This is a genomic window from Acinetobacter sp. BIGb0196 (genome assembly GCF_011759595.1).
Classification (GTDB): domain Bacteria; phylum Pseudomonadota; class Gammaproteobacteria; order Pseudomonadales; family Moraxellaceae; genus Acinetobacter; species Acinetobacter guillouiae.
This window is the reverse complement of the sequence record NZ_JAAOZA010000001.1, coordinates 438,507-464,340: the sequence shown is the minus strand read 5'-3', so window position 1 is coordinate 464,340 and position 25,834 is coordinate 438,507. Positions and strand designations below refer to the sequence as shown.

Below are 25,834 nucleotides of genomic sequence, written 5' to 3'. Positions count from 1 at the left end.
CTTAAACCTCCAAATTAATCAAATTTTTTATAAAAACGTTATGATGAAATTCTTTTCCCAATACATACTCTTTATATGATTGGATATCTTTGGAATAATTTTCTTGAAGTGAACCCAATAAATCTTTTTGTTTTAAAAACTCTATTTTTTCTGGATAAATAATTGAAAGATTTTCTTGAAGATTGGAATGACTAAAACTCTGATTTAACTGCTCAATTGCTTTAAAAACAAATTTAAAATCATGCCCTAAAACCACACTTTTATAGCTTTCCAAAAGTGTATAAAAAGCATCCACATAAGATACTTGCTCCGCAATATTGTAATGCTGCATTTCATTTTGGAGCCAAAGATATTGCGGATCATTTGCATAATCTATTCCCAAATAAACATGGCTCTTCACCATATATTTGAGTGTATAAATTTGATTGATGCCTTTTTCAATATATAGATTGATCAGGCTTTGGACAGGTTCTAATAGCTGATCAAATTGCCCATTCAGTTTAAGGGCTGGGTTTTCTTTTATAATTTCATAGACAAGGTCATATAAAAATTCTTTATTTTGCTCAACATCTAATTCATATAATTTTTCTTGGCTGAGTATGAGCATTATGCATTCTCCAATACCATTAATTGATTAGAATCTACATCCTGATAATTTCGAATTGAAATGACCCATTTTGTAATACCCTCAAAAAACTCATCTTCTTGTTGATCTGTCAGTATTTTATGAATTTTTTTAACATTTCTTGGATCAAACCATCTAAATAATTTTTGTGTACCATCAGGAAATTCTACTGTGAGATAGCGTTTCATCTTTTTAACAAACTGAGTCAAATCCAATGAACTGCATACCAGATTTAAAGCCTGTTCATCTTTCCATGTTTGATGAATAAAGCTAAACCCTTCTTCTTCGAGCACCTCTAAATCATTGATTAAGACAAGTACAGGGGCAACTTCAAAAGGTGCATTGCCCTCCGTTGTACCTGAAAATAATGAATAAAACTCGAGCCTTGCGTCATTTCGCCATGTATTGATAAAGTGCAAAGTTTGATCTGAAACTTGCGCCGCATCCAAGATTAAATACATGTTCAAATCATGTTGATCATCTTCGATACAGCTTTTTATATTTTTAAATGGAACAATTTTTCTTTTCATTTTATTTATCAACAAATGCCATTCCAAACTTTGCTGCATCCAATAAACAAGGCTTACAGATATTTTCATAGAATGATGGAAGTGAATAATCGACTTTTGCTCCACCAATAAAACTATGTTGCCCTGCCTTCACTTCGAACTTAGCAGCCGTGGTCACAAATACACCTGAACCATTAATCTTTAATTGAGAGCCACCAGAGGTGATAATAATTTCTTTGAGACTCTTGAGCTCAATCATCTCTTCAGTCGAAATGATTTGAATACCTTTACGTGCAATCAAATCCGCACCATCGCCTTGTGCTTGGATCTCAACCTTACCTTTTCCAGCAAAAAGTCTTGCCCCTTCCTGTGCCGCAAAAAGACTAATCTTTGATTGTGCATGTGCAACTAAATTCTTTTGCGTACTCAGGTTGATACTATCACCAGCTGTATAACTGATTTGTTTATCCGCAGAAAGATGTAAGTCTTCATTGCTTGCCAATGCGATTGAATTTGGTGCAGCCAAAATCATCAAAGCTTGTTTAAATGCATCCGCTTTGTCTTTTTCATCTTTTTCGATTTGATCAAGAAATTGCTTGAGATTTTCCAATACATCCAGTGGATCCGTTTGCTGATTCTTAGCAACTTCACTTAAGGCTTTAGAATTATTTAGGCTGCTTTCTAACTGACTTTTCGCCGCAGTTGCATCAAGGTGATTGCCTGAAGCTAAATCTTGAGCATAGGTACTGAGTAGTAGGCCTTGCCCAGCTCGTAACGCTCCCCATTGATCTGTTCTTAGTTCAAAGCCTTGGCCTCGCCCTTCACTGGTATCAGTTTCTTTAGGATGACTCAGATTACCAAGGTTAAGTTGACTCGCGCCGTGACTGCTTTGTAGCTGGCTGCTGATTTGGTCTGTGGTATCGTCAAATCTAAGCTGGCCATAGCCACTGCCTTTAACTTCTCGACTTTTGATCCCTGCTAGTTTTTTAGTATCAGGCAATTGGCCTTTGTCATCAAATTTCGTTGGACTTCGTTGCGCTTCATGGATACGCCCCACCACAAATGGTCGATCGATATTGCCATCAAAGAAATCTATCACCACAATCTCACCGATCCTCGGTAAGAACCGTGCACCATAGCCTTCACCTGCCCATGGGGTCAGTACATCCACCCAAGCGGAATCGGTGTCGTTGTCATTGCTCCCAGCACCACCATCATGACTATGATCTTCATTGCGGGTAAACAGGAAGCGAACTTTAATACGTCCCCATTCATCGACATGGATTTCCTCTCCACTTGGCCCAACCACTTTGGCACGTTGTGGATGGGTACTAGGACGATGTTGTAATGGATGGTACTCGGGAACAGTGGTGATATTACGGCGTTGTAGCACCAATTGATTGGCTTGGCGCTCTGGGTTGTTTGAGTCTACATTTGAATTGACCCAATTGCTCTGTTGGAGCAAGCGATTGATTTGTTCATTCAGATCTTTGGGTAAGTTGTTCTGGTTATAGAATGTCTTTGACGTGATCAGAAACTCTTTGTCTGAGCCACTGTGTTGGTCTATTTCTGGGTGTTCGTTTAGCTCAAACCAGTAGCCTACTTGCGCATCACGTACAGTGGAGTTGGCAACGAATTGTTTAGATTGAGCATCGTAATAATGGCTGAGGTTTTGGTTGATCTTTTCAATTTGATTGTTATTTGAGGCAGTTGCTTGATCTTCACCATTTAGGTCTTGAATCCATGCTGGGCTGATATGCCAAGCTTGTTCTAAACCGAGACTGGCATTATTCTGGTTTTGACTATGTTGGTGTTTGCTTTGAACACTGCCTGCACCCTCTTCTTGCTCTAACACATCTGCTTGCCAGCGTTGTACGTGGACAGCAGTGGGTTGTAAGCTACGTTGCCCAATAAAGCTGGTGATGCTGTCTTGTTGTTCTGTGGCACTGCTACGATGGAAGCGGATCTTTCTTCGTTCTAGCGCTTTGTATTCGCTGTTATCATCCACCAAACGCAGTTTTTGCGGCTGAATTTGAGTCGCAGAACTAGGCACAATCAATTGCGCTTCATCAATCAGCCAGTTGATCCCTTCACTGCGCATCAAGCGGCTTAAAAATGCATAGTCGCTTTCGTTACTCTGCATAATGAATGGTCGAATATCGTAATCTTTTTTAAGACCACTTTTATCGAGGCTTAGACTCGATGCAAAGAGTGGGCTTTTGTCTTGCCATTCTTTAAACAGCGTTTCTATGACTTGCACAATCGACTTATTCATAAACACTCGGCTGTTACGGCGCTTATGCCACAGTGAAGTCGCATCTTCGAGTTTGAGTTTATATAACGTTAGTGCGCCATCACTTTGCCCTTGTGCCGCTTCAGTAATCACCCCTGTGCTACGAAACAGTTGTCCATGATCTGTGACTTGATCAATGGCCACTTGGCTACCAATGAATTGTTTAAGCGGAATCACAGCCGAAGTGGCAAGGCAAATCAGTTCAACAGACACACCTTGGTTTAGACCATGTTGTCCATCGATACGTTGTAAGAAGACTTGGTTGTTTAAGTCTGTATTGCTAAATTGGATATGCAAGGCTCGTTTTTGTGCGTTTAGTCCAAGCTGATCCAATATTTTATAAATGCTATTTACTAAGCTGTTCATTTTAATAATTTATTCGTTTTAATTGCCTCTATTATAAATTAATTCTAAAATTTTTCTATTTAAAAAAACAATTTCATTACTAAAAACACTTAAATTCAAATAGATTTTTTGATTAATTGTTGAAAAATTAAATAAATAATCTCACTAAAAATGTAGTTTAAATATTCATATATTTCTAATAAATCAACATTATTCATTTCCATAAACACCTAAAATCAAGCTCAAAATAATCTTGTTTGTATGCTTGATTTCAATTTTAATCTCAGCCTGTTTGTTATGTCTGATATGTATTCATATGCTGATCAATCCATGTTGTGTTTATATACATAAGCCTCATTTAATTTATGTCTTTTATAGCAATGCCAACTTTACTACTGCTTTATGTTATAAAATAGCTACACATTTCATTCTTTTAGGAATTTTCCTATGAACGATGTTAACTCTCCCAAGAAACCGTTGTGGAAATCTAAAGCAGTAATTTTCGCAACAATCTTTAGCTGTTTATTCCTTGTATTCTTCTATATGGCTGTAACCAATGAACCAGATTATATGCCGAGTCAGCAAAATAAGCAGATAGCGACGCCTCAGACGGAGAATACAGATACAGCACCTCCACATGACACGCAGCAAATGTCGAATGATGAAATGAAAAACATGCCACACAACTCAGCTCAGCCAGAACATGCAAACTAAACAATCTATGATCAATGATTCACGTAATGCGCTTGTCGTAGAAGGTGGCGGTATGCGTGGGGCTTTTACCTGCGGTGTACTTGACGCTTTCCTACAACAAAATTTTAACCCTTTTGATCTTTTTGTTGGGGTGTCTTCTGGTTCAACAAACCTCGCCAATTACCTTGCTCGACAACAAGGTCGCAATATCGAACTCTATTTAGACCATTCACTTCGACCTGAATTTATTCGTTATGCTCGCTTTTTTAAAGGTGGGGATTTACTGGATATGCAGTGGATGTGGGATATTGTCGAGAAAGAGAATCCTCTAGATCAACAGGCCATATTTAGTCAAAATCCTGACTTTTATATGGTGTTGACTCATGCTCGTACAGGTTATCCTGAATATTTACGTGCTGGGAAAGACAATATTATCGATGGATTACGTGCTTCTAGTTCTATTCCCTATCTAACACGACAGGCTGTAGAAATTTTTGGAGAGCCTTATTTTGATGGCGGTGTCGCAGATGCTCTCCCTGTTCAATGGGCAGCGCAACAAGCAAATATACAAAACCTCTTGGTGATTCGTACGCGTACACAAAATTACTTTAAAGCCAGCAGTAAAGCAGATCAATTCTTGGCAAAATATTTGCTTAATCAACATACTGGCTTTGCAGATAGTCTGAAAAACCGCTGTACTCGTTATAACCAAACTGTCGATTTTATCCGCCAAAATACTCAACAAAGCATTTTTGAAATCTGCCCACCTGACAATAAAAAGTTAGCAGGCCGTTTATGTAAAGATAAACGCAAATTGCAATATACCTATGAAGTTGGCTTAGAAAGCGGACAAAAAGCCATAGAAGACTGGAGTAACGCACACAAAGGCTAAAAGCGAAATTCCCAACAGACTAGTTTTTTAGCTTGTATTGCGTGACATATCCTTCTTGTGGAAAAGCATCCTTAGTGATGCTTTCTACTTGTACAACTTGCCCTTTGACTAAACTGATCAAAGGTGGCTGTTCAATCGTAATTCGCATGCGTTGATTGACCAGTGATTGGCATCCACTGTCAGCTCTTCCATTCTTTTCAGCTTTTAATATTTTGATATACATCGTCAATTTACTTTTTTCAAACTCACCTTGTGGCCCATTGATTGCCATAGTCATGGTTGAAGTCGCTTCTAAGACTTTAACCGTTAATAGGCAATGGTTCAGATAAGATGCCCAAGTCAAATTGGGTACAATAAGACCCATCATCAAAAAAATACCAAGTATTGCACTTTTCATTTACTGATCCCTTTTCCAAAATTTCCATGACTTTTCAGGGCATGCATAAAGCTTGTCAGACACAGTCACTTCTTGATTGGTTTTTAGATCAAATACTTGAAATTGGCATTGGTTATTTTGATATTTACCTAAAATTTCATAATCGTGTCCAGCCTGTGGTCTGAACGAAGCAACAGCATCCACACATTGATCAAAAACTTGTGCTTTTGTCCGAGATGAATCAGTCGCTCCAAATACAAAACCATATAAATTCACAGGTTGGTCGGCATTTAAAATAAACTCTTTATAAGAAATCAGTTGGTAAGTTCGCATAGCATTGCTATCAGCTTCTTTCTGAATCGCACTACGAGGCATCCCTTCTTCGATATTAAAGGTGATTCTGGCATACGCTTTTAGCGCAGATAATGCACCATTTCCACTTAAGTAATCCCGTATCCCAGCTTTTCTTCCTGCACAATCAAATGAATGTTGAATTAAAGTTTTTGTCGCACCCTTTCGATAGACCCGAATCCGTGACTGTGTCGCTGGATCATAAGTTTTTGGCTTTGTTTCTACCTGCAACTCATAGGCTAACGGTTGTTGTTTATCTGTTTCGGCTTGTGCAAATACACTGAATTGAGATACAACTCCAAATAAAAATAAAACCTGAAACTTTACCCTACCGTGCTTATATAATCTTTTCATTTTATTTTTAAAATATTAAGTATGTCTTGAAAATACTTTACACGATGATCGGCCTGTGTCGATGTTACTTTTTGTTGAGGGTCAAATAAGATCGTTTTCATGCCCAAAGCTTTTGCACCGCGAATGTCTGCTATCTCATGATCGCCAACAAAAACGCAGTGCTGAGGAATAACACCGAGCTGCTGACATGCCAATTGGAAAATTTCTGGATGAGGCTTTCGCAGTCCAACAGCTTCTGAAACAATCACACTCGAAAAATACTCACTTAAACCTAAGGCTTTAAAATTATCTTCCTGAAAAGGCGTCTTTCCATTAGAGATTAATCCAAGAGAAAAATTTGCCTTAAACAAGCTATAAATAACCAGATCAACATCGCTAAAGCTTCGACAAAATTTATTAAAGTCTTGAATATAATTCTTTAATAGCGCTTGTGTCGAATAGCTGGATATTTGAAACTCTTGAATAAGTTGAGCATATATCTGATCTTTCCATACAGAACCATTGTTATCCAACTCAATAAAACGCTGAATAAATTGTGGTTTCTGTTGAATCGTAACCAGCTCGAAGAAATTTACCTGCCAATTTAAAAAAGCCTTTAGGGAGGAGGTGCGATCAAGTAAGGTTTGATCTAAATCAAAAAGTACAACTTGAATCATCTCACCATCCTCTAAATCGAAAAGACTTGCTAAAGGATCAATAGATTATAATCATTGATTATCTATTCAATCCGATCTATCCATTGAATGCTTGTAGTGTTTCTAGGGTAATCCCTGCGCCACCACATACAATCACCAAGACCTGATCAGCGGGTTTAAATTGAATCGTCTGATCATAAAGCACTGATAACGTTGCACCACATGCCGGCTCAACCAAAATACGATGATCATCCACAAATTTTAAACAAGCATCTACAGTGTCTTGATCTGAAACAACCAAACTACGAACTTCAAGTGCTTGGCTCACTTCAAATGCATTTTGACAAACTTTTTTTGCTGCAAGTGTTGTTGCTATACCACTCACTTGATCCAATTCAACATGTTGCTTAGCGACAATCGAAGCATGTAAGGATGCTGTACCTTGGGTTTCAACCGCATAAATTGGAATATGGGCTAAACCATGTTTCTTTAATCCTGCTGCAACACCTGAAAGTAAACTTCCGCCACCCACAGATAAGACCACCGCATCTGGAGTAACACCTTCTGCAATGACTTCATCAATCATCGGGATAATGCCTTCCCATAACAGTGGATGATCAAAAGGATGAATAAATACATCATGCTGTGTTAATAAGGACTGCGCTAAAGCATTGGCTTCGGTCCATGAAGCGCCATGTACAATAACCTCTGCACCTTGCTGGGCAATTAATTCTCTCGCACGTTGTGCTGTGGTTTCAGGAACAACGACGGTCACCGGAACACCCAGTTGTCGACCTGTATAAGCAACAGCTAAGCCTGCATTGCCACCCGATGAACTGATAAAACGCTGAGCACCTTGCTCAAAATATTTTTGACAGGCATGGCTAATGCCTCGTTGTTTAAATGATGCCGACGGTTGTAAGGCTTCCATTTTTAACCACACCTGACATTGATTCAGTTGGCTTAAAACTAAAGATTGAATTAACGGGGTTTTTATACTGAGCATGGGCAAATCGATTCTCTTGGCTTATTTCAATGTGGGTTTATTTCAATCTTGGCTTATTTCAATGTAGGTTTATTTCAATTCAGTCATTTTTTAAACTTAACCCCATATCGATATGTGGAATCTCACAATCTAAATATTCTTCACCTTGTACCTGAAAGCCTAAGTTTTCATAGAAGCGCGTTGCATAGACTTGAGCGGATAATTGAAGAAATGCTCTATTTTGCTGTTTTGCTACTTGAATAATCTGTTGCATAAGCAGTTTACCAATCCCCTCACCTCGATATTGTTGCAACACAGCAACTCGACCAATACTGTTATTTTCCAATAACCGCGCTGTAGCAATCGGTTGATCTTGAGCATATACAACAAAATGTAATGAAATGGCATCCTGCTCATCCCATTCATCTGCTTCACTGATGTTTTGTTCTTCGATAAAAACCATGCTTCGAATCAGTTTTGCATCGTGTTGAAGCTGACTCCACGGCCCAGATTGAATGACAAATTGGCTCATTATTTAAATCCTAATGGTTGAGAAATTGATCCTTCATTCTTGCAATTATGCTAATGTAATGCACAGTGACAATGCGTTCACTTTCACCAACTTAACTAAACTTGTAGAATAATTATGTTTCTAAATCATAAATTTAAAGTATTTATTTATAGCGCAATTTTACTGACGACTCAAAGTATTTATGCAAAAACATCCGAGCTAGATCGTGTGAACATTATCTCAAAAAGCATGATTGGCTTATTTTCTCAAGACCCAAATCAAGATCAGCTTAATTTAAAAATGAGTGCCGCAATTGCAGGTATCTCAGAAGCTGAAGCTAAAAAAAACCGCGATGAAAGTGGCGAAAAACAAGCCACTGCATCTGAAAAGATGAAGGAAATACTCAAAGAACAATTTAATGCCAACGATTTTAAAATTGTTGCGCCAGCATTTGAACGCCAAATGAAAGCTCAAAGTGCTGCATATCAGAGCTGTAAACAGGATGGTAAAATTATTGAAAATAGTCAAAGTTTTCAAGTACCGTTAACCTGTAAAGTCCCTGTGCTTAATTTAGACAATGTTCAAATGCCTGAACGTGGTAGCAAAGAAAGTGATGCGCAATTTGCAGCTAAAGCAACAGACTTTCTGACAGAACTACTGATTAAAGCCCCAACAGAAACATTAAAAACCAGTATCTTGATTCATAAAATGGGTGAGCAATTGATTCCAGAAATGGATGATCCGCAATATTTTCCAGATACCATTTCTCGAAAAACCACGGGCACAAGCGAAGCTGAGCTTGATGAAATGAATCAGCAATAAAATAATTTATCTAAATAGTACCAAGAGAGAAAGCAGTTAAACCTGCTTTCTCTCCTCACAACGCGCTAGCACTTAGCGCCAATGTCTTGCTGGTCCCACTGATCATTCAATAATAATTCTAAGGATTGCTTTTGAATCCCATACATCTCTTTTAAAGCACGAATTTGATCTAAGACTGTTTGATCAGGTGCAGTGAAATCTTTACGCTTGGTTGCCAAAATCATTTTGTTTTTACTGGTATGTTCCAATGCCACAAATTCAAAGACTTTGGTTTCATAACCATACGCTTTCAGCAACAGAGCTCGAATGGTATCTGTCAGCATTTCAGCTTGTTGTCCTGCATGAATACCGAATTGCAACATCGGTTGTAACACTTGTGGACTATTCAATTGTGGGCGTAATTCTTTATGGCAACAAGGTGCACACATAATCATTTGAGCGTTTAAACGGATACCTGTATGTATCGCAAAATCTGTTGCAACATCACACGCATGTAAGGCGATCATAATATCCAAATGGGATGGATGATACGTTCTCACATCACCTTGGAAAAAATCCAATTGATTAAAATCAGACTTTTGCGCAACCTCTTGGCAAAATTTCACCATTTTGTCATTCAGCTCAACACCCGTTACAAATGGAGTTTGATGTTGTTTTGCCAAATAATCATATAAAGCAAAAGTTAAATAGCCTTTTCCTGAACCAAAATCGACAATTTTTAAAGCCTGCTCTTTGGTTTTTCCATCATGCGCTAAAATCTCTGGCCGTTGAATATGCACTAAAGCACCTGAAAAGATTTCAACAAATTTGTTAATCTGCTTCCACTTACGTGCCATGCTTGGAATAATCTGTGCATTGGCATCGGTAATGCCAAGCGGTTGGAGGAAATAACTTTCTTGGTCGACAAAACGATGTTTTGTACGATCATGCCCTTGTTGTTGGTTTTTAGCGGTTTTATCCAGCTTATTTTTACTGACGGTCAGCAAGGCTTTCTTTTTATTTTTCTTCAGCTGCGTTTCAGCCTCATGGGTAAATAAATTGGCTTGTTTACAATCCTCAGCCAGCCCCTGAATCGTGGTTAACGCATGGGTAAGTGGATAGTTTTTAGTAATATCATTGGTTTTATAACGATATAGACAGCTTAGAACCGTTTCATTCTGTAGCTGAATGACGCGAAAGGTCATTTTCTCTAAATCAACCAATTCTCCTTTATACTGACTTAAAATCAAACGATCTAAGCTTTGATTATCAATAGCTTGCTGTACGCTATCAAAAAATTGTTGTTCCTGAACAGATAAGCTTGCCACATTGGACATAATCAAAACTCGTATTAATTAAGTTACCTATTTTAAGACGTCTTACTTTAAAGGTAAAACTCCATTACTATACAGTTGTATTTTTAGGATAATAAGATCCAATGTCGACAGATAAATTGATTCACATCTATGCACCACAAGAAGAACGTATTAATGCGTTGAGTCATGCATTCGGTGCAATTTTGGCTGCTATAGCGACTGTTTTGATGCTGATTAAAGGCAACTATCTGCATGGATGGCAATTTTTTGGATTGCTTGTCTATGGTCTAAGCATGATTTTACTGTTTTCCAGTTCAGCAATTTATCATTTTTCTGTCGATGAAAAAAAACGCCAATGGTATAAAAAGCTGGATCATACTGCGATTTATTATTTAATTGCGGGAACCTATACGCCCTTTTTGGCAATTGCCATCCCAACAGCAAAAGCACATTATTTATTGATTGCACTTTGGGGCATTGCAGCCATTGGAACACTATTCAAGTTAATATTCATTCATCGTTTTGAAAAAATTTCACTGATTGCTTATTTGGTCATGGGTTGGCTTGCCGTGCTTGTAATGGATGATATGCAACAGTATTTAAAACCAGAAGCATTAAAATTATTGGTCATTGGTGGTTTAGCATATACAATAGGCGCATTGTTTTATGCCTTAAAAAGAGTAAGATACACTCATGCTATTTGGCATATATTTGTTTTGGTCGGTGCAGGATCACATTTCCTTGCAATCTATCTTTACGTCATTTAATTCATAGACACTCAAAATTCAGTGACCCTGATGGAGTGAATTTGGGTTGATCTCGTTGTTTTTTTAAGAAATTACGCCTTTTTTAAAAAGATTACGCTTTAAAGACTCGTTTTACTTTTAAAAGTGTAAGGTTCACCATGGCGTCATTATCTACTGCTACTCCAGAAATTCAAACAAATTCAAAGGCTCGCGTTCTTTTCGCAAGTCTTGTAGGTACAACAATCGAATTCTTCGATTTTTATATCTATGCAACTGCTGCAGTCCTTATTTTTCCGCATCTGTTCTTCCCTGCAAGTACAGATCCGATGACGGCAACAATTCAATCACTCGCAACATTTGCCATCGCATTTATTGCCCGCCCTATTGGCGCAGCAATCTTTGGTCACTTAGGTGATCGTATTGGTCGTAAAGCAACCCTAGTCGCGGCTTTATTGACCATGGGTGTTTCAACAGTGTGTATAGGCCTACTTCCAACCTATGCACAGATTGGTATCGTTGCACCGCTATTACTTGCACTTTGTCGTTTAGGTCAAGGCTTAGGTCTTGGTGGTGAATGGTCTGGTGCCGTCCTACTTGCAACTGAAAATGCTCCTGAAGGCAAACGTGCTTGGTATGGAATGTTCCCGCAACTGGGCGCACCGATCGGTTTTATCTTGGCAACGGGTTCATTCCTTGGTCTTGGCGCATTGATGTCTGAAGCAGACTTTATGCAATGGGGCTGGCGTATTCCATTCCTTGCAAGTGCTGCATTGGTGATTGTGGGTTTATATATTCGCTTAAAATTGCATGAAACCCCAGCGTTCCAAAAAGTATTAGACAAACAAAAAGAAGTTAATGTTCCATTTAAAGAAGTTGTGACCAAACATTATAAAATGCTCTTCCTCGGCACAATTGCTGCGGTATGTACATTCGTGGTGTTCTATCTCACAACAGTATTTGCACTCAACTGGGGAACCAAACAACTGGGTTACTCACGTGCAGAATTCTTAGAGATGCAACTGGTCGCAACACTGTGTTTTGCTGCTTTTATTCCGCTTTCTGCTGTATTTGCTGAGAAGTTTGGGCGTAAAGCAACCTCAATTGGGGTATGTATTGCCTCTGCACTTTTTGGTTTAGTATTTGCCAGTATGCTTGAGTCAGGTAGCACAGTGATTGTGTTCTTGTTCTTATGTGTAGGTTTAGCATTGATGGGAATGACATATGGTCCAATTGGTACGGTCTTGTCTGAAATTTTCCCGATTTCTGTACGTTATACAGGCTCAGCATTAACCTTTAACTTGGCAGGTATTTTGGGCGCATCTTTTGCACCTCTGATCGCAACTGAACTTGCAACCAAATATGGCTTACAAGCGGTGGGTTACTACTTGACAGCAGCATCCATTCTTTCACTGTTGGCATTCTTGGCCATTCGTGAAACAAAACATGATGATGTTAACAACCAAGTTTAATCCCCCTCTCAATGATCAAAGCCTGCAATTTTGCAGGTTTTTTTGATTTAGCCAAATGCTAAAACTCAGGCTCAGATACAATCTCAACCAGTAGATTATTAAAAGGCTGCATAAAGGACAAATAGCTTGCATGCAATGCCATACGCGCTAAATCGGTGTTAAACGGCGTAGGATGATAAAGCTTATCGCGCATAATCGGATGCCCGATATATTGCATATGCACCCGTAATTGATGAGAACGTCCTGTAATCGGTGTAAGTAGCACCCGACTTACATCCTTTTCAGCATCATAGCTCACAGATTCAAATAAAGTTTGAGCGGGTTTGCCTAACTCAAAATGCACGATCTGGCGTGGACGATTTTCCCAATCGGTAATCAAAGGCACATCCACACGACCATTGCTATTGATTTGCCCTTGCACCAAAGCAATATAATTTTTTTTAACAGTTCTCGCTTGAAACATTTTACTTGCTGCAACTTCTGCATCACGATGTTTAGCAAACAACAGAATGCCCGAGGTTGCCATATCCAAACGATGGGTAATCTTGGCATTTGGATATATTGCTAATACTCGAAAATAAGCGCTGTCGTGATGTTCAGGCAAACGCCCCGGAACTGAAAGTAACCCTGCGGGTTTATTGATGGCAACAAAGTCATTATCTTCAAAAATAATGTCAAGTGGATCTAAAGGAGGCTGATAAACAAAGCCATCATCAATCGGCATGTGGATCGCATATTGAGAAGAATTGCCGAAAAATAACAATAGACTAAAAAGCTGTCAAGCATGTACATGCTTTATTATTTTCAGCAATCAAAAAAACTCCAATACACGAGAATATTGAAGTTTTTAAGTCTCTATACAATACGTTTAATCCGATCAATCAAGCCTGAATATTCAATACCAACTGACGTTTCTTTACCTGTTGTCCAACTTGCCCAACAATCTCATTCACGACACCGTCCACATCAGACTTAATCTGTTGCTGAATCTTCATCGCTTCTAAAATCAACAAAGTTTGACCTTTAGTCACCGTATCACCCGCATTTACCAAGATATTGATAATCGCACCATCCATTGGTGCGCGAATGTGACCATCGCCTGCGACATCGGAAGTTTCAGGTGCTGCATAGGTGGTATTTTCAATGCTGATATTGCCATTTATCGCATCTAAATACAGCTGATTTCCATCTAAGACATAGTCAATCGAACGGCGTACACCATCCACCTCATAAATCAATTTTTCTGCTTGCTGTCCAATAATGCTGATCCCAAGTGTCTGCCCACAAATTTCAACGCTCACTTGGTTTTGATCACGTTTCACCAAAAGCTGTAATAACTGATCATCATGCTTGAGTTTTAAAGGTAAAGATAACGCAATTCCGGTATTCCAACTGCTTTGACTAGAAGCATTGGTCAACAGTGCCGCAGCAACAGCTAGGTGTTCTAAGCCCAAAGCTTGTTTATGTAAGCTGGCATCTGTTTGGAAATGTTCCTGAATAAAAGCGGTATTGGTGTCGCCTTTGACAATAATAGGGTGTCTAAGCAAATTCACTAAAAACTGCTTATTACTATTCACCCCCAACAATACGCAATCATCTACAGCACGCGCCAAGAGCCGAATGGCATCCTGACGGGTTTGACCATATGCAATGACTTTTGCCACCATTGGGTCGTAAAACGGACTAATTTCATCCTGTTGCAACAAACCATGATCAATTCGAACATTGGGTAAATCAGCAGCTTGCCAGCGCTGTATTTGACCAGTCTGTGGCAAGAAGTCTTGGCGTGGGTCTTCTGCATATAAGCGAACTTCTATCGCATGCCCTGATAAGGTCAATTCAGATTGTTGTAAGGGCAAGGTTTCACCATTGGCCACACGCAGTTGCCATTCCACCAGATCTAAACCCGTGATCAGCTCTGTTACTGGATGCTCGACTTGCAAACGTGTATTCATTTCGAGGAAATAAAACTCACCTGATTGATCCAATAGAAACTCAACCGTTCCTGCACCGACATAATCACATGATTTCGCTGCTGCAACAGCAGCCTCACCCATTTGTTGGCGTAAGCTTTCGGTCATCACTGGACATGGAGCTTCCTCAACCACTTTTTGATGACGGCGCTGTATCGAACAATCACGCTCAAATAAATACACATAATTGCCGTGGGTATCGCCAAATACCTGTATCTCAACATGGCGTGGAGCAATCACAGCTTTTTCAAGAATCAGCTCACCTGAACCAAAGGCATTTTCTGCTTCAGAACGCGCTGTTTTTAAGGCTTCAACAATATCAGCAGATTGCTGTACCAGACGCATACCGCGCCCACCACCACCTGCTGAAGCTTTGACCATCAGTGGATAACCAATTTTATTGGCTTGTTGTTCTAAATACTCTATATCTTGCTGATCACCTTCATAGCCCGGCACACATGGTACACCCGCCTGAATCATGGCAATTTTTGACAGACGTTTACTGCCCATCAATTCAATTGCAGGTGCAGGTGGGCCAATAAAGGTAATTCCATTTTTCTCACAGGCTGCTGCAAAATCGGTATTTTCAGAAAGAAAACCATAACCGGGATGAACAGCATCAGCCCCCGTTTTTTTACATGCGTCGATAATATTTTGAATAGATAAATAGGACGCTGAAACTTTTGAAGCACCAATATATACAGCCTCATCTGCAAGCTGTACATGGCGCGCATGACGATCTGCATCTGAATAGACAGCCACGGTCTGATAGCCCATTGCTTTTGCTGTTTTCATCACGCGAACAGCAATTTCACCACGATTCGCCACCAATATTTTTGAAAATGCCATTCTCGTTTTCCCTATTTTTGGTTTTATATTCACTTGATTATCTTGGTTGAATCACACCGATCTCAATCAAGATCAGTGATCCGCATTGTCAGACTTATGCATCAAACCAATTTGGATGACGCTTTTGGATAAAGGCCATTGTCCCTTCTATACCTTCTTCACCACCCACAGCATTGGCAAATTGCTGCGCAGCATCATCCAATAAAGGCGTCAAAGCTTCATTTAAAGTACGATGCAATAAAGCTTTAGTCACACGAGACGCTTGCGGAGCGGTACGTTTAATCTGCTGAATGGTTTCGATCAATAAAACTTCCAGTGCTTTTTCATTCTCAACCACTTCATGTACAACACCAACCTTCAATGCGGTATGCCCCTCAAAACGTGCACCAAGTAAAGCCAAACGACGCGCTTGAGTTAAGCCAATTCGCTTTACCACAAATGGGGCAATCTGGGCGGGAATAACCCCTAATCCTGTTTCAGGTAAACCAAATTTGGCATCGGCAAGACTGATTGCAATATCTGAAACACAGGCCAAACCAAAACCGCCACCCAATACTGCACCTTCTAAAACTGCAACAACGGTTTGTGGCGCTTGATCCACTTGCTCCAGCATATGTCCAAATTGACGATTGAAATCAACATAAGGCTGATTAGAACCAACACTGGTGGCCTCACCACGCAGTTGGGCCATATCTTTAATGTCACCGCCTGCACAAAAATGTCCATCTTTGCCACGTAAAATGACTGCACGAATGGAGATATCATCTTGAATCGTTTTAAACACCTGTTGAATCGCTTTGACCATATTCAAACTCATGGCATTGCGACTCTCAGGTCGATTAAGCCATAGGGTTAAAATGCTACCTTCTTGCTCAAGCTCAATACTGCGATCAAACTGTTGTGTTGTTAGAGATTGCGAAAGTGCCATATTTATTCTCCTTGTTATTTACGTTTAGATGGAAGGATGTCCATCAACTTACAAATAATTCCAAGCATAATTTCATCTGCACCGCCACCAATCGAACCTAAACGGCCATCACGATACAGCTGAGAAGCGGGGTTATCCCACATAAAACCATTTCCACCCCAGAACTGTAAGCAACTGTCTGCAACTTCTCGCGTCAAACGACCTGCTTTAAGTTTTGCCATAGAGGCAATTTCTGTTGCATTCCCACCGTCAATGTGGATTTCACAGGCACGATAGGTTAAGGCACGTAAAGCTTCTACTTCAGTCATCAACTCCGCAAAACGAAAATGTACATATTGGTTGTTAATCAGCGGTTGTCCAAAGGTGCTTCGTTCTTTGGTATATTGAATGGTTTGTTGAATGACATTTTCCAAACCACCAATTGCATTGGCAGCCGCCCACATTCGTTCTTCTTGGAACTGCATCATTTGCATCATAAAGCCCATACCTTCTGCACCCACCAAGTAGCGTTGTGGTACACGAACATTGTCAAAATAGACTTCTGCTGTTGTGGTTGAACGCATTCCCAGTTTATTAAGCGGTTCAGAGAAGGAGATACCTGTGGCTTTTGCAGGAACAATAATCATGGACTTATTGACATGCGGTTTATCATCAGAGGTATTGGCCAATAAGCAAAAAAAGTCAGCTTGTAGGGAGTTGGTAATCCACATTTTGCTGCCATTAATCACATAATCATCACCCTGTTTTTTTGCGGTGGTTTTGATGGCTGCGACGTCTGAACCTGCATGTACTTCCGATACAGCAATCGAAGCGACATATTCACCCGCAATTGCAGGTGTTAAAAATTCATCCCGTAATTCTTGACTACCAAAGCGAGCCAAAGCAGGCGTTGCCATATCCGTTTGCACACCAATCGCCAAAGGTACGCCACCACAGGCGGCTCGCCCTAATTCTTCTGCAACCACAAGGTTATAAGAATAATCTAAACCTAATCCGCCATTTTCTTCAGGCTTACAAATCCCCAGCAAACCTAAATCCGACAGTTTTTTAAACACATCATGAATAGGAAATCGCCCTTCAGCTTCCCATGTCGGAATATAAGGATTGAGTTCAGTCTCAACAAACTGACGTGTAGTACGGCGTAGTGCTTCATGCTCTGTTGTAAATTTCATTGTTTTTTTCCTTAAATTTAATCTTCTTTAACTCGCTTTAATAAAGCGGAGAACACCCCACTTTTAAAAGATGAGGAATGATGAGCTTCGCAAGGGCGAGGATTTTTAAAGCCTCGATACACCAAATCGTATTGGATTTAGTTTGCGATGTTCTGCTTCATAAATTGTTTCTAATAAGAAGATCAGGACTTTGCGTGTATCACGCGGGTCGATAATTCCATCATCATGCAACATGGCCGTATTAAATAAGGCGGTTGACTGCTGTTCTAATTTTGCTGCTGTACTTTGCTCTAAGAAATCTAGCATCTGCTCGTTAGGCTCCATCCCTGAAGCTTTTTGCTTTCCTTCCGCTACGATACGTAATACCTTGCCAGCCTGAGCTGAACCCATCACCGCTACATGCGAGTTTGGCCATGCAAAAATAAATTGCGGTGATAATGGACGTCCACACATCGCGTAATTGCCCGCGCCATAGGAACCTGCCACAACGATAGAAATTTTCGGTACAGTGGTATTGGCAACGGCCTGAATCAATTTCGAACCATGCTTAATAATGCCGTTCTGTTCAGCATCAGTTCCAACCATAAAGCCTGTGGTGTTATGTAAAAACAGTAATGGACGTTTGGTCTGTTCACAGAGGTGAATGAACTGTGCAGCTTTGGTGGCGCCTTGTGGGGTAATCGGTCCATTGTTGGTGATAATTCCGATATGTAATCCACCAATTTTTGCCCAGCCACACACGGTCAATGCATCATATTCTTGTTTTACTTCAAAGAATTCAGAGTCATCAACAATTCGTGCAATCACATCTTTCATGTCAAAAGGCTGCTTCGGACTTGCAGGAATGATCCCTAAGAGCTCCTCGGCAGGATAACGTGGCTCTTTATAGCTTAAGTTTAACTTTTGAGTTTGCTCTTTCCAGTTAAGATGCTCAAAAACCTCACGAGCAATACGAATTCCATCGGCATCATTCTCGGCTAAAAATTCTGCTGTTCCAGCAACCTGTGCATGCATTTCTGCACCACCGAGTTCCTCTGCTGTTGCCACTTCTCCGGTTGCCGCCAAAAGTAAAGGTGGCCCTGCGAGTAACATCTCAGTTTGCTTACGAACTGCAATCACATAATCAGATAAACCCGGTTGATACGCTCCACCCGCTGTTGCATTGCCATGTACCACGGAGACTTGGGGTAAACCTGCGGCAGACAGCCGTGCCTGATTGGCAAAGGTCATTCCACCATAAGTAAACACTTCAGCAGCGTAATTTAAGTTGGCACCCCCACTTTCAGTGAGAGTCAGCATCGGTAATTTTTGTTCAAAAGCAATCGCCTGCAAACGTAAGGTTTTTTGTACCCCCATCGGTGACATTGTTCCGCCTTTGATTGCACTGTTACTTGCTGAAATCAGACAACGAACACCGCTGACAAAACCGATCCCTGAAATAATCCCACCACCTGCATCTGAACCATCTTTATCATCATGCATGGCATAACCCACCAAGCCACACAGTTCAACAAATGGTGAATCAGGATCAAGAGCTAAACGGACACGTTCATGCGGTAAAATTTTGCCTTTCTTGTCAAATTTGGGTTTGGCTGCATAAGATTTTTCAATATTCTTATTTTGTACTGCACGCACTTCGGCAATTTGAGCAAGTAATGCCTGCTTGTTCTGTTCAAATTGCTCACTGCCAACTGCAATTTCGGATTGGAGAACAGTCATGAATTTTCTCCTGTCTGTTGGTTATTGGTTTGATCACTCAATTGTTGTTTTAATACATCTGGAATAAAGGCACGATGGAAGCCATTAAACGACTCGCTATTCGAAGCATCTGCCAATGGATACATTCGAGTGCCTAAGGATGCAGCGCCATCAATACGAATCGTCATGCCAGAAATAAAACCTGCTGCTTCTGAAAGTAAATAACAAATAGCAGAAGAAATTTCAGATTCGGTCCCCATTCGTTTCAGGGGTACATTCCCCGCCAAACTTGGAATAATAAATTTGGCAAAATCACCGGTGTAATTGTCCATTCCTGAAGAAACAACCCAACCAGGTGCAACACAGTTAACACGTACCCCAGAACGTCCCCATTCCACCGCTGCTGTTTTGGTTAAATTATCTACCCCAGCACGGGCTGCACCAGAGTGTCCCATCCCCGGCATGCCACCCCACATATCGGCTGCCATATTGACAATACTGCCACCATGTTTTGCCATCCACTGGTTATAGGCTTCTTTCATTAAGTAGAAAGTTGAATGCAGATTGTTGCGTACCACAGCATCAAAACCGTTGGCAGAAATGCCTTCTAAATTTGAGGGAAACTGACCGCCAGCGTTATTAACAAGCCCATCAAGTCTGCCAAATTTTTCAATCACTTCAGCAATCATCTCTTTCACGTTGTGTTCTTCGCGATTATCACAAACGATAAAATGAACTTTGCCACCATCTTCGATGATTTCTTTGCTGACATTTTCCAGCTTTTCAATTTTTCGCCCTGTAATCACCACTTGAGCCCCTAAAGCAGCCAGTTCATGAGCAGTACAGCGTCCTATACCCGAACCACCACCGGTCACAATGATGACTTGGTCCTGAAAAGCATCCGATCTAAATATTGAGTGATAATGCATTTTTATATCCAAATTGTTGTCTTTTAACTTGCTTAAATCCCGCTCCAAGCTCCCTTTTAAAAAGCGAGGAATTCACCCCACGTTCATAAACAAGGATTAGAAGGACTTTAAACTCGCTGGGATTTTGACTGGCATATCTAAAAGCTGCTGAGCAAAAGCTTTACCTTGTGGATCAATACGTAAACTGGCAATTCCTCCACCACCTAAGGCATTTTCCAGCATAAAATTTAAGGCATTAAACCCTGTGATTTCATAACGAATCACTTTAGACTTTTCAGGGTCTAAAACATGCTGCATATATTCTTTGACCTTTTCCTCAGTCAAATTGGCGCGAATCCAGGGTAGATATTCAGGCTGACGTGCGATCACTCCAATATTGCTATGATTGCCTTTATCGCCACTCCGAGCATGGGCAATTTCAACTAAAGGAACTTCAATCTCCTGACCCGTAAATTGAGCAACCTCACCCACTGCAACAACATCAAAAGATTGATCTGAGCAACCTGATGGAATCTGTATATTTTGACGCTGACCATTGATGTCGATCGCAACACTTAGTTTTGATTTATCCACTAAAAACGAGAACAACTTAATCACAGGAGAAGCTTTGGGACGCCCCCCAACAATTCCAGCCAATGCAGGTGCCATTCCGGTAGATGCTTGGGCAATTTCAGAAGCAAAGAACATACATGCTTCTTTAAACATGTGCTTTACAGCGATTTTGACAACCACTTCTCGACTATTGATCTGCTGCGCATTTGCACCATAGGTACTTTCAATACCCAATATTTCAACTGATTTTTCTAAGAATGGTGGAACTGAACGTAATGCTAAAACACGCTCACACTTAGTTAATATTGCATCTGCAATTACTTGGGCTTTTTCAGGGGCTTCGCGTCCTGCAATCAGGAAACTCACCAAGACACGATAACCATCAGGATAGGTTGCACTGACTTTATATTGTTGTGTCGGTGCTCTACCTTTTGCGCCAATCACTAAAACTCGATCTTCACCCACCTGTTCTAATTTCACTTTGCTAAAATCTGCAGTAACATCGGGCAATAAATACGCTTGTGGATTACCAATTTCATAGACAACTTGTTCAGCAACAGTTGCAACCGAAACCAGTCCACCAGTTCCTTTTGGTTTAGTCACGATAAATGATGCATCTGCTTTCACTTCAACAATTGGAAACCCCATATTGTCAAAGCCTTGTACTAAGCGCCAATCCGTGAAATTGCCACCTGTACATTGTGCACCACACTCAATGATATGCCCTGCTAAAGAACCTTGGGACAGCTTGTCATAATCCTCTAAGGACCATTGATATTCATGCAACAAAGGTGCAAGCACCACAGCTGAATCCACCACTCGCCCAGTGATGACAATATCTGCACCTTGATCAAGTGCGTCTCGAATTGGAACAGCTCCTAGATATGCGTTACAACTGGCTAATTGGCTAGGCAAATCTTCGCCACTAAACATCTCTTTAATATTTTGTGTGTTTAATTCGGCTTGTTGTGGCATTAGGTCATCCCCCAATACCACTGCAATTTTTAAATCCAATCCTTGTGCTTCAAGCACTTTCTGCAAGGCATCACGACATGCCAATGGATTAACACCACCAGCATTGCTAATCACTTTTATTTTTTTATCACTGATTTTTTTAAGCAGCGGTGTCATCACCCGACTGACAAAATCCAAAGCATAACCATGTTCTGGATTGGTCATCATCGCTTTTGCCATGATAGACATGGTGATTTCTGAAAGGTAATCAAAAACCAAATAATTGATGTCAGACAAATGTACCAACTGAAATGCTGCGGTATTGGTGTCCCCCCAGAAACCTGAAGCACATCCAATTTTCACAATACGTTGATCTTCCATTTTCACACCTATCTTGTTTTCATTGTTCTGAATAAAATTTATACGCCAATCTACCAAGCAAGCGCTTGGTTTGTAAAGGGCAAAATGTTATCCTGAATTGGCAAATGTGCTAAAACACGTTTTAAACAATGAATAATTTGCTTAACTTTATGGAAAAAATGATCCGATGATTGCTCACTCAATCGATGATATCCAACCAATCGCATGTTTTGATGACAGCCCTAAAGGTCGTTTATTACTTGGTGCTGCTTATTTATTTCATAAGCAAGGTTATGCCAAAACTACAGTTCGTGAGTTAGCAAATTTCATTGGAATTCAATCGGGTAGCTTGTTTCATCATTTTAAAAGCAAGGATGATATTCTTGCCAATGTCATGCATGAAACCATTATTTACAATCATGCCCGTATGCTTGATGCAATCCAAAAATCGGATGATGCTGAACAACAGTTAAAACACTTGATCAAAGCTGAGTTAATTTCGATTACTGGAGATACCGGTTCAGCCATGGCTGTTTTAGTTTATGAATGGTTTGCGTTGTCAAAACAACGGCAAGATGAACTTCTTAAACTGCGAAATGATTATGAGGATATCTGGTTCGATGTGATTGAGAAATTACGCGACCTCGGCAAAATTCAGCATGATGCTTTTATTTGGCGCCGTTTGTTGGGCGGTGCGATTGCTTGGACCGTCACTTGGTATAATCCCAATGGTAAAATGAGCTTAGATGAACTGACTGAAATCGTTTTGGAAATGGCTTTGAAATGAGCACAGTTTATCTTCGCAAGCCTCATATTTCAGATAAAGACTCCTTAAATTGACAATAACCCTAGGCCTCTAGCGCACCTATGGTTATTTTTAGCAGAAACCAGCATTGTAAGTTTTTATTATTCCCAAAGGAGTGATCAAAACCCCAACTGCTTACTAATCAAATCTTTCATGATTTCTTCAGCACCGCCACCGATCATATTTACTTTAACTTCACGATAAATACGCTCGGATTTAGTCCCTCGCATAAAGCCCATACCACCCAAGGTTTGCACTGCTGCATCTGCACAGAACTGCATGGTTTGGGTTGCGATATTTTTTGACATACAAATTTGTGCAATTAAATCACAGCCCTGTAGTTCAGCCTGCCCCATACGATAAGCAGTATCCTCCAATAATGCCCGAGTTGTGGTTAAACGCGTCGCCATATCAACCAACTTATGACGTACCACTTGATGATCAACTAAGCGTTTTCCAAAAGTCTTCCGCGCTTTAGACCACTCTAAAGCCTCTTGATAACAGACCAAGGCATAACCATAGGCCATAGAGGCCAACCAAAAGCGTTCCATATTGAAGTTTTTCATAATGACCTTAAAGCCTGCATTTTCTTCACCAAGAAGATTTTCTACAGGAACTTTCACTTGGTCAAAATGCAAATGAGCAGTATCTGATGCCCACCAACCCATTTTCTTTAAAGGTGATTTAGTGATGCCATCACTGTGTGCATCGACCAATAACATCGAAATACCACTCGCACCTTTATTTTCAGGATCGGTTCTCACCGCTACCGTATAATAATCTGCGCGCATACCTGAAGTAATAAAGGTTTTTTCACCACTCACCAGATAAAAATCACCTTCACGGATTGCTATGGTTTGTAATGCAGCAACGTCAGAACCGCCGCTTGGTTCGGTAATCGCAAGTGCAGAAATTTTTTCGCCTGAAATAATTTGTGGCATCACCTTGTCACGAATATGTGGCTGAGCAAAATGATGAATTGGTGGTGTACCAATGGTATGAATCATCAAAGAAATATGTACGCCACCAGAGCCAGCTTTGGCTGTTTCAACTGCGGCTAAGAACACATGAAATGCATCTGCATCTGAGATTCCCCCATGCTCATCATCAAAGCCTAAACCCAATAGACCAATTGCAGCAGCCTTTTGATAAAGCGCACGAGGAAAAGTTTCAGCCTCATCCCATTCATTCACAAAAGGAGAAATCTCTTTTTCAACAAATTTCTTCACACTGTCTGCAAATGCACGATGCTCAGCGGTGTAGTAAATCGGGTTATTTAAATGATCCATATCTTGTTGTTCCCTGCTTATTTTTATTGCGATTTATTGTGTACAGTTCTAGTTTAATCCATTCTCGATTTTCTAATAGCCCAATTGACGACTCGCGAGGTCTTTCATAATTTCTTCCGCCCCACCACCAATCATATTGACTTTAACATCACGGTAAATCCGTTCAGACTTAGTGCCTCGCATAAAGCCCATGCCCCCTAACGTTTGTACAGCTGCATCGGCACAAAACTGCATAGTTTGAGTGGCCACATTTTTAAGCATACAGATTTGCGCAATCAACTCATTGCCCTGCATTTCAGGCTTCCCTAAGCGATAAGCAGTATCCTCCAACAAAGCAAGTGTTGTGGTTAAGCGAGTCGCCATATCGACTAATTTATGCCGAACCACTTGATGATCAACTAAACGTTTACCAAAGGTTTTTCGTTCTTGTGCCCATTCCAATGCTTCTTCATAACAGGCTAATGCAAAACCATAACTACTGGCAGCAAGAAAAAACCGCTCCATATTGAAGTTATTCATAATCACAAGGAAACCCATATTTTCTGCCCCCAACAAATTGCTTGCAGGAACACGAACTTGATCAAAATGGAGATGAGCTGTATCCGAAGCCCACCATCCCATTTTGTCGAGTTTTGATTTGCTTATGCCGTCACTATAGGCATCAATCAATAACATCGAGATACCATTCGGGCCTTTGGCATCAGGATCTGTACGTACTGCAACGGTATAATAATCAGCACGAATGCCCGATGTAATAAAGGTTTTTTCGCCACTGACAATATAGTCTTGACCATCCCGTACAGCTTTGGTCTTAAGTGCTGCCACATCAGACCCACCCGTGGGTTCAGTAATCGCCAACGCTGAAATTTTTTCGCCTGCTAAAATTTGAGTCAGTACAGTTTGTTTAATCTCATCTGAAGCAAAATGATTGATTGGAGGTGCGCCAATCGAATGTGACAATAAGGAGGCACATAAACCACCTGAACCTGTTTTGGCTAACTCAATCGAAGATAACAACACATGAAAAGCATCGGTTTCTGGAATTCCCCCATAGTTTTCGTCAAAACCTATCCCCAATAAGCCGATATCTGCGGCTTTTTTATAAAGTTCTTTTGGAAAGGTTTCAGCCTCTTCCCATTGATTGATATGTGGCATTAATTCTTTTTGAACAAACTTTCGAATGGAATCTGCAAATGCAAAATGCTGATCTGTATAGTAAATTGGATTATGCTTCATCTTGATTTGCTTCCCAGCATTATTTTGAAAAACTTATACTGACAGATTTTATTTAATTTAAAGTTGCAGAAACGATCAATTTGTATTTAAAAACATGTCATTTTTGATCAAAACTCATATATTAATTTCAGATTCATGATCAAAAATCCGTTACACTGTTAGTAATTTCCTTTTAATTTTTAGCTCTA

24 protein-coding genes are annotated in these 25,834 nt (G+C 40.2%); 6 read left to right on the top strand and 18 right to left on the bottom strand.

Going from position 1 to position 25,834, the window contains the following annotated elements:
- Window position 1: 1 nt before the first annotated feature.
- Genes FHR28_RS02185 through FHR28_RS02175 form a run of 3 tightly spaced genes read right to left on the bottom strand, consistent with a single transcriptional unit; the run spans window position 2 to window position 3,793 of the window.
- Complete coding sequence (locus tag FHR28_RS02185) at window positions 2-607, bottom strand: hypothetical protein (protein ID WP_166781845.1); 606 nt, start codon at window positions 605-607, stop codon at window positions 2-4.
- The gene (locus FHR28_RS02180) at window positions 607-1,155 is read right to left on the bottom strand and encodes a DUF4123 domain-containing protein (RefSeq protein ID WP_171527291.1); all 549 of its coding nucleotides are present in this window, start codon (window positions 1,153-1,155) and stop codon (window positions 607-609) included. Before FHR28_RS02180 ends, FHR28_RS02185 begins: the two co-directional genes overlap by 1 nt.
- A gap of 1 nt (window position 1,156) precedes the next feature.
- The gene (locus FHR28_RS02175; protein ID WP_166781843.1) at window positions 1,157-3,793 is read right to left on the bottom strand and encodes a type VI secretion system Vgr family protein; all 2,637 of its coding nucleotides are present in this window, start codon (window positions 3,791-3,793) and stop codon (window positions 1,157-1,159) included.
- Window positions 3,794-4,219: 426 nt separating this feature from the next.
- Here FHR28_RS02175 and FHR28_RS02170 point away from each other — a divergent pair, with 426 nt between their 5' ends.
- Together FHR28_RS02170 and FHR28_RS02165 are read left to right on the top strand one after the other, a co-directional pair.
- Complete coding sequence (locus FHR28_RS02170; RefSeq protein ID WP_004724087.1) at window positions 4,220-4,486, top strand: hypothetical protein; 267 nt, start codon at window positions 4,220-4,222, stop codon at window positions 4,484-4,486.
- A 7-nt stretch (window positions 4,487-4,493) separates the two neighbouring features.
- Window positions 4,494-5,357: a patatin-like phospholipase family protein gene (locus FHR28_RS02165; protein WP_166782750.1), complete on the top strand. Its 864-nt coding sequence runs from the start codon at window positions 4,494-4,496 to the stop codon at window positions 5,355-5,357.
- Window positions 5,358-5,376: 19 nt separating this feature from the next.
- On the opposite strand, the gene FHR28_RS02160 is transcribed toward FHR28_RS02165, so the two are convergent.
- The 5 genes from FHR28_RS02160 to FHR28_RS02140 form a co-directional block, all read right to left on the bottom strand.
- A complete protein-coding gene (locus tag FHR28_RS02160) occupies window positions 5,377-5,754 on the bottom strand; it encodes a hypothetical protein (protein WP_004724091.1) in 378 nt (125 codons plus the stop codon).
- Window positions 5,755-6,438 carry a hypothetical protein gene (locus FHR28_RS02155; RefSeq protein ID WP_166781842.1) on the bottom strand — a complete coding sequence of 228 codons (684 nt, stop codon included), beginning with the start codon at window positions 6,436-6,438 and terminating at the stop codon, window positions 5,755-5,757.
- Entirely contained in the window at window positions 6,435-7,094 is a 660-nt protein-coding gene (locus FHR28_RS02150; protein WP_166781841.1) for an HAD family hydrolase, read from the bottom strand. Before FHR28_RS02150 ends, FHR28_RS02155 begins: the two co-directional genes overlap by 4 nt.
- Before the next feature lie 76 nt (window positions 7,095-7,170).
- Window positions 7,171-8,079 carry a pyridoxal-phosphate dependent enzyme gene (locus tag FHR28_RS02145; RefSeq protein ID WP_166781840.1) on the bottom strand — a complete coding sequence of 303 codons (909 nt, stop codon included), beginning with the start codon at window positions 8,077-8,079 and terminating at the stop codon, window positions 7,171-7,173.
- A 79-nt stretch (window positions 8,080-8,158) separates the two neighbouring features.
- Window positions 8,159-8,590 carry a GNAT family N-acetyltransferase gene (locus FHR28_RS02140; protein WP_004724100.1) on the bottom strand — a complete coding sequence of 144 codons (432 nt, stop codon included), beginning with the start codon at window positions 8,588-8,590 and terminating at the stop codon, window positions 8,159-8,161.
- Window positions 8,591-8,704: 114 nt separating this feature from the next.
- Between FHR28_RS02140 and FHR28_RS02135 the strand changes: the two genes are divergently transcribed.
- Entirely contained in the window at window positions 8,705-9,391 is a 687-nt protein-coding gene (locus FHR28_RS02135; RefSeq protein WP_166781839.1) for a hypothetical protein, read from the top strand.
- Window positions 9,392-9,456: 65 nt separating this feature from the next.
- Here FHR28_RS02135 and FHR28_RS02130 read toward each other — a convergent pair whose 3' ends face one another.
- On the bottom strand, window positions 9,457-10,707 hold the full coding sequence (locus FHR28_RS02130; RefSeq protein WP_166781838.1) for a class I SAM-dependent methyltransferase: 1,251 nt from the start codon (window positions 10,705-10,707) through the stop codon (window positions 9,457-9,459).
- Between the two features lie 101 nt (window positions 10,708-10,808).
- Here FHR28_RS02130 and trhA point away from each other — a divergent pair, with 101 nt between their 5' ends.
- Together trhA and FHR28_RS02120 are read left to right on the top strand one after the other, a co-directional pair.
- Window positions 10,809-11,453, top strand: a complete 645-nt coding sequence (gene trhA, locus FHR28_RS02125; RefSeq protein WP_166781837.1) for a PAQR family membrane homeostasis protein TrhA — start codon at window positions 10,809-10,811, stop codon at window positions 11,451-11,453.
- Between the two features lie 137 nt (window positions 11,454-11,590).
- Window positions 11,591-12,901 carry an MFS transporter gene (locus FHR28_RS02120; RefSeq protein WP_004724104.1) on the top strand — a complete coding sequence of 437 codons (1,311 nt, stop codon included), beginning with the start codon at window positions 11,591-11,593 and terminating at the stop codon, window positions 12,899-12,901.
- A 58-nt stretch (window positions 12,902-12,959) separates the two neighbouring features.
- On the opposite strand, the gene FHR28_RS02115 is transcribed toward FHR28_RS02120, so the two are convergent.
- The 7 genes from FHR28_RS02115 to FHR28_RS02085 all read right to left on the bottom strand — a co-directional run bounded on the left by FHR28_RS02115 (window position 12,960) and on the right by FHR28_RS02085 (window position 22,337).
- Complete coding sequence (locus FHR28_RS02115) at window positions 12,960-13,625, bottom strand: RluA family pseudouridine synthase (RefSeq protein WP_004724105.1); 666 nt, start codon at window positions 13,623-13,625, stop codon at window positions 12,960-12,962.
- A 157-nt stretch (window positions 13,626-13,782) separates the two neighbouring features.
- Window positions 13,783-15,723, bottom strand: a complete 1,941-nt coding sequence (locus tag FHR28_RS02110) for an acetyl/propionyl/methylcrotonyl-CoA carboxylase subunit alpha (protein ID WP_105714470.1) — start codon at window positions 15,721-15,723, stop codon at window positions 13,783-13,785.
- A 94-nt stretch (window positions 15,724-15,817) separates the two neighbouring features.
- On the bottom strand, window positions 15,818-16,651 hold the full coding sequence (locus FHR28_RS02105; RefSeq protein ID WP_004724107.1) for an enoyl-CoA hydratase/isomerase family protein: 834 nt from the start codon (window positions 16,649-16,651) through the stop codon (window positions 15,818-15,820).
- Window positions 16,652-16,665: 14 nt separating this feature from the next.
- On the bottom strand, window positions 16,666-17,823 hold the full coding sequence (locus FHR28_RS02100) for an acyl-CoA dehydrogenase family protein (RefSeq protein ID WP_166781836.1): 1,158 nt from the start codon (window positions 17,821-17,823) through the stop codon (window positions 16,666-16,668).
- Between the two features lie 105 nt (window positions 17,824-17,928).
- Entirely contained in the window at window positions 17,929-19,542 is a 1,614-nt protein-coding gene (locus tag FHR28_RS02095; RefSeq protein WP_166781835.1) for an acyl-CoA carboxylase subunit beta, read from the bottom strand.
- Entirely contained in the window at window positions 19,539-20,450 is a 912-nt protein-coding gene (locus tag FHR28_RS02090) for an SDR family oxidoreductase (protein ID WP_004817877.1), read from the bottom strand. The genes FHR28_RS02095 and FHR28_RS02090 overlap by 4 nt, the downstream gene beginning before the upstream one ends.
- A 96-nt stretch (window positions 20,451-20,546) precedes the next feature.
- Window positions 20,547-22,337 carry an acyclic terpene utilization AtuA family protein gene (locus FHR28_RS02085; RefSeq protein ID WP_105714471.1) on the bottom strand — a complete coding sequence of 597 codons (1,791 nt, stop codon included), beginning with the start codon at window positions 22,335-22,337 and terminating at the stop codon, window positions 20,547-20,549.
- 166 nt (window positions 22,338-22,503) lie between these two features.
- On the opposite strand from FHR28_RS02085, the gene FHR28_RS02080 reads away from it, so the two are divergent.
- Window positions 22,504-23,103, top strand: coding sequence for a TetR/AcrR family transcriptional regulator (locus FHR28_RS02080; protein WP_151957610.1), 600 nt, complete (start codon window positions 22,504-22,506; stop codon window positions 23,101-23,103).
- A 137-nt stretch (window positions 23,104-23,240) separates the two neighbouring features.
- On the opposite strand, the gene FHR28_RS02075 is transcribed toward FHR28_RS02080, so the two are convergent.
- Window positions 23,241-24,410, bottom strand: a complete 1,170-nt coding sequence (locus FHR28_RS02075; protein WP_166781833.1) for an acyl-CoA dehydrogenase family protein — start codon at window positions 24,408-24,410, stop codon at window positions 23,241-23,243.
- Between the two features lie 72 nt (window positions 24,411-24,482).
- Complete coding sequence (locus FHR28_RS02070; RefSeq protein ID WP_166781832.1) at window positions 24,483-25,646, bottom strand: acyl-CoA dehydrogenase family protein; 1,164 nt, start codon at window positions 25,644-25,646, stop codon at window positions 24,483-24,485.
- Window positions 25,647-25,834: the final 188 nt, after the last annotated feature.

Bases quoted from the DNA above. Each gene is read 5' to 3' on its own strand.
- FHR28_RS02185 (WP_166781845.1), bottom strand. From the start codon at position 607: ATGCTCATACTCAGCCAAGAAAAATTATATGAATTAGATGTTGAGCAA.
- FHR28_RS02180 (WP_171527291.1), bottom strand. From the start codon at position 1,155: ATGAAAAGAAAAATTGTTCCATTTAAAAATATAAAAAGCTGTATCGAA.
- FHR28_RS02175 (WP_166781843.1), bottom strand. From the start codon at position 3,793: ATGAACAGCTTAGTAAATAGCATTTATAAAATATTGGATCAGCTTGGA.
- FHR28_RS02170 (WP_004724087.1), top strand. From the start codon at position 4,220: ATGAACGATGTTAACTCTCCCAAGAAACCGTTGTGGAAATCTAAAGCA.
- FHR28_RS02165 (WP_166782750.1), top strand. From the start codon at position 4,494: ATGATCAATGATTCACGTAATGCGCTTGTCGTAGAAGGTGGCGGTATG.
- FHR28_RS02160 (WP_004724091.1), bottom strand. From the start codon at position 5,754: ATGAAAAGTGCAATACTTGGTATTTTTTTGATGATGGGTCTTATTGTA.
- FHR28_RS02155 (WP_166781842.1), bottom strand. From the start codon at position 6,438: ATGAAAAGATTATATAAGCACGGTAGGGTAAAGTTTCAGGTTTTATTT.
- FHR28_RS02150 (WP_166781841.1), bottom strand. From the start codon at position 7,094: ATGATTCAAGTTGTACTTTTTGATTTAGATCAAACCTTACTTGATCGC.
- FHR28_RS02145 (WP_166781840.1), bottom strand. From the start codon at position 8,079: ATGCTCAGTATAAAAACCCCGTTAATTCAATCTTTAGTTTTAAGCCAA.
- FHR28_RS02140 (WP_004724100.1), bottom strand. From the start codon at position 8,590: ATGAGCCAATTTGTCATTCAATCTGGGCCGTGGAGTCAGCTTCAACAC.
- FHR28_RS02135 (WP_166781839.1), top strand. From the start codon at position 8,705: ATGTTTCTAAATCATAAATTTAAAGTATTTATTTATAGCGCAATTTTA.
- FHR28_RS02130 (WP_166781838.1), bottom strand. From the start codon at position 10,707: ATGTCCAATGTGGCAAGCTTATCTGTTCAGGAACAACAATTTTTTGAT.
- trhA (WP_166781837.1), top strand. From the start codon at position 10,809: ATGTCGACAGATAAATTGATTCACATCTATGCACCACAAGAAGAACGT.
- FHR28_RS02120 (WP_004724104.1), top strand. From the start codon at position 11,591: ATGGCGTCATTATCTACTGCTACTCCAGAAATTCAAACAAATTCAAAG.
- FHR28_RS02115 (WP_004724105.1), bottom strand. From the start codon at position 13,625: ATGCCGATTGATGATGGCTTTGTTTATCAGCCTCCTTTAGATCCACTT.
- FHR28_RS02110 (WP_105714470.1), bottom strand. From the start codon at position 15,723: ATGGCATTTTCAAAAATATTGGTGGCGAATCGTGGTGAAATTGCTGTT.
- FHR28_RS02105 (WP_004724107.1), bottom strand. From the start codon at position 16,651: ATGGCACTTTCGCAATCTCTAACAACACAACAGTTTGATCGCAGTATT.
- FHR28_RS02100 (WP_166781836.1), bottom strand. From the start codon at position 17,823: ATGAAATTTACAACAGAGCATGAAGCACTACGCCGTACTACACGTCAG.
- FHR28_RS02095 (WP_166781835.1), bottom strand. From the start codon at position 19,542: ATGACTGTTCTCCAATCCGAAATTGCAGTTGGCAGTGAGCAATTTGAA.
- FHR28_RS02090 (WP_004817877.1), bottom strand. From the start codon at position 20,450: ATGCATTATCACTCAATATTTAGATCGGATGCTTTTCAGGACCAAGTC.
- FHR28_RS02085 (WP_105714471.1), bottom strand. From the start codon at position 22,337: ATGGAAGATCAACGTATTGTGAAAATTGGATGTGCTTCAGGTTTCTGG.
- FHR28_RS02080 (WP_151957610.1), top strand. From the start codon at position 22,504: ATGATTGCTCACTCAATCGATGATATCCAACCAATCGCATGTTTTGAT.
- FHR28_RS02075 (WP_166781833.1), bottom strand. From the start codon at position 24,410: ATGGATCATTTAAATAACCCGATTTACTACACCGCTGAGCATCGTGCA.
- FHR28_RS02070 (WP_166781832.1), bottom strand. From the start codon at position 25,646: ATGAAGCATAATCCAATTTACTATACAGATCAGCATTTTGCATTTGCA.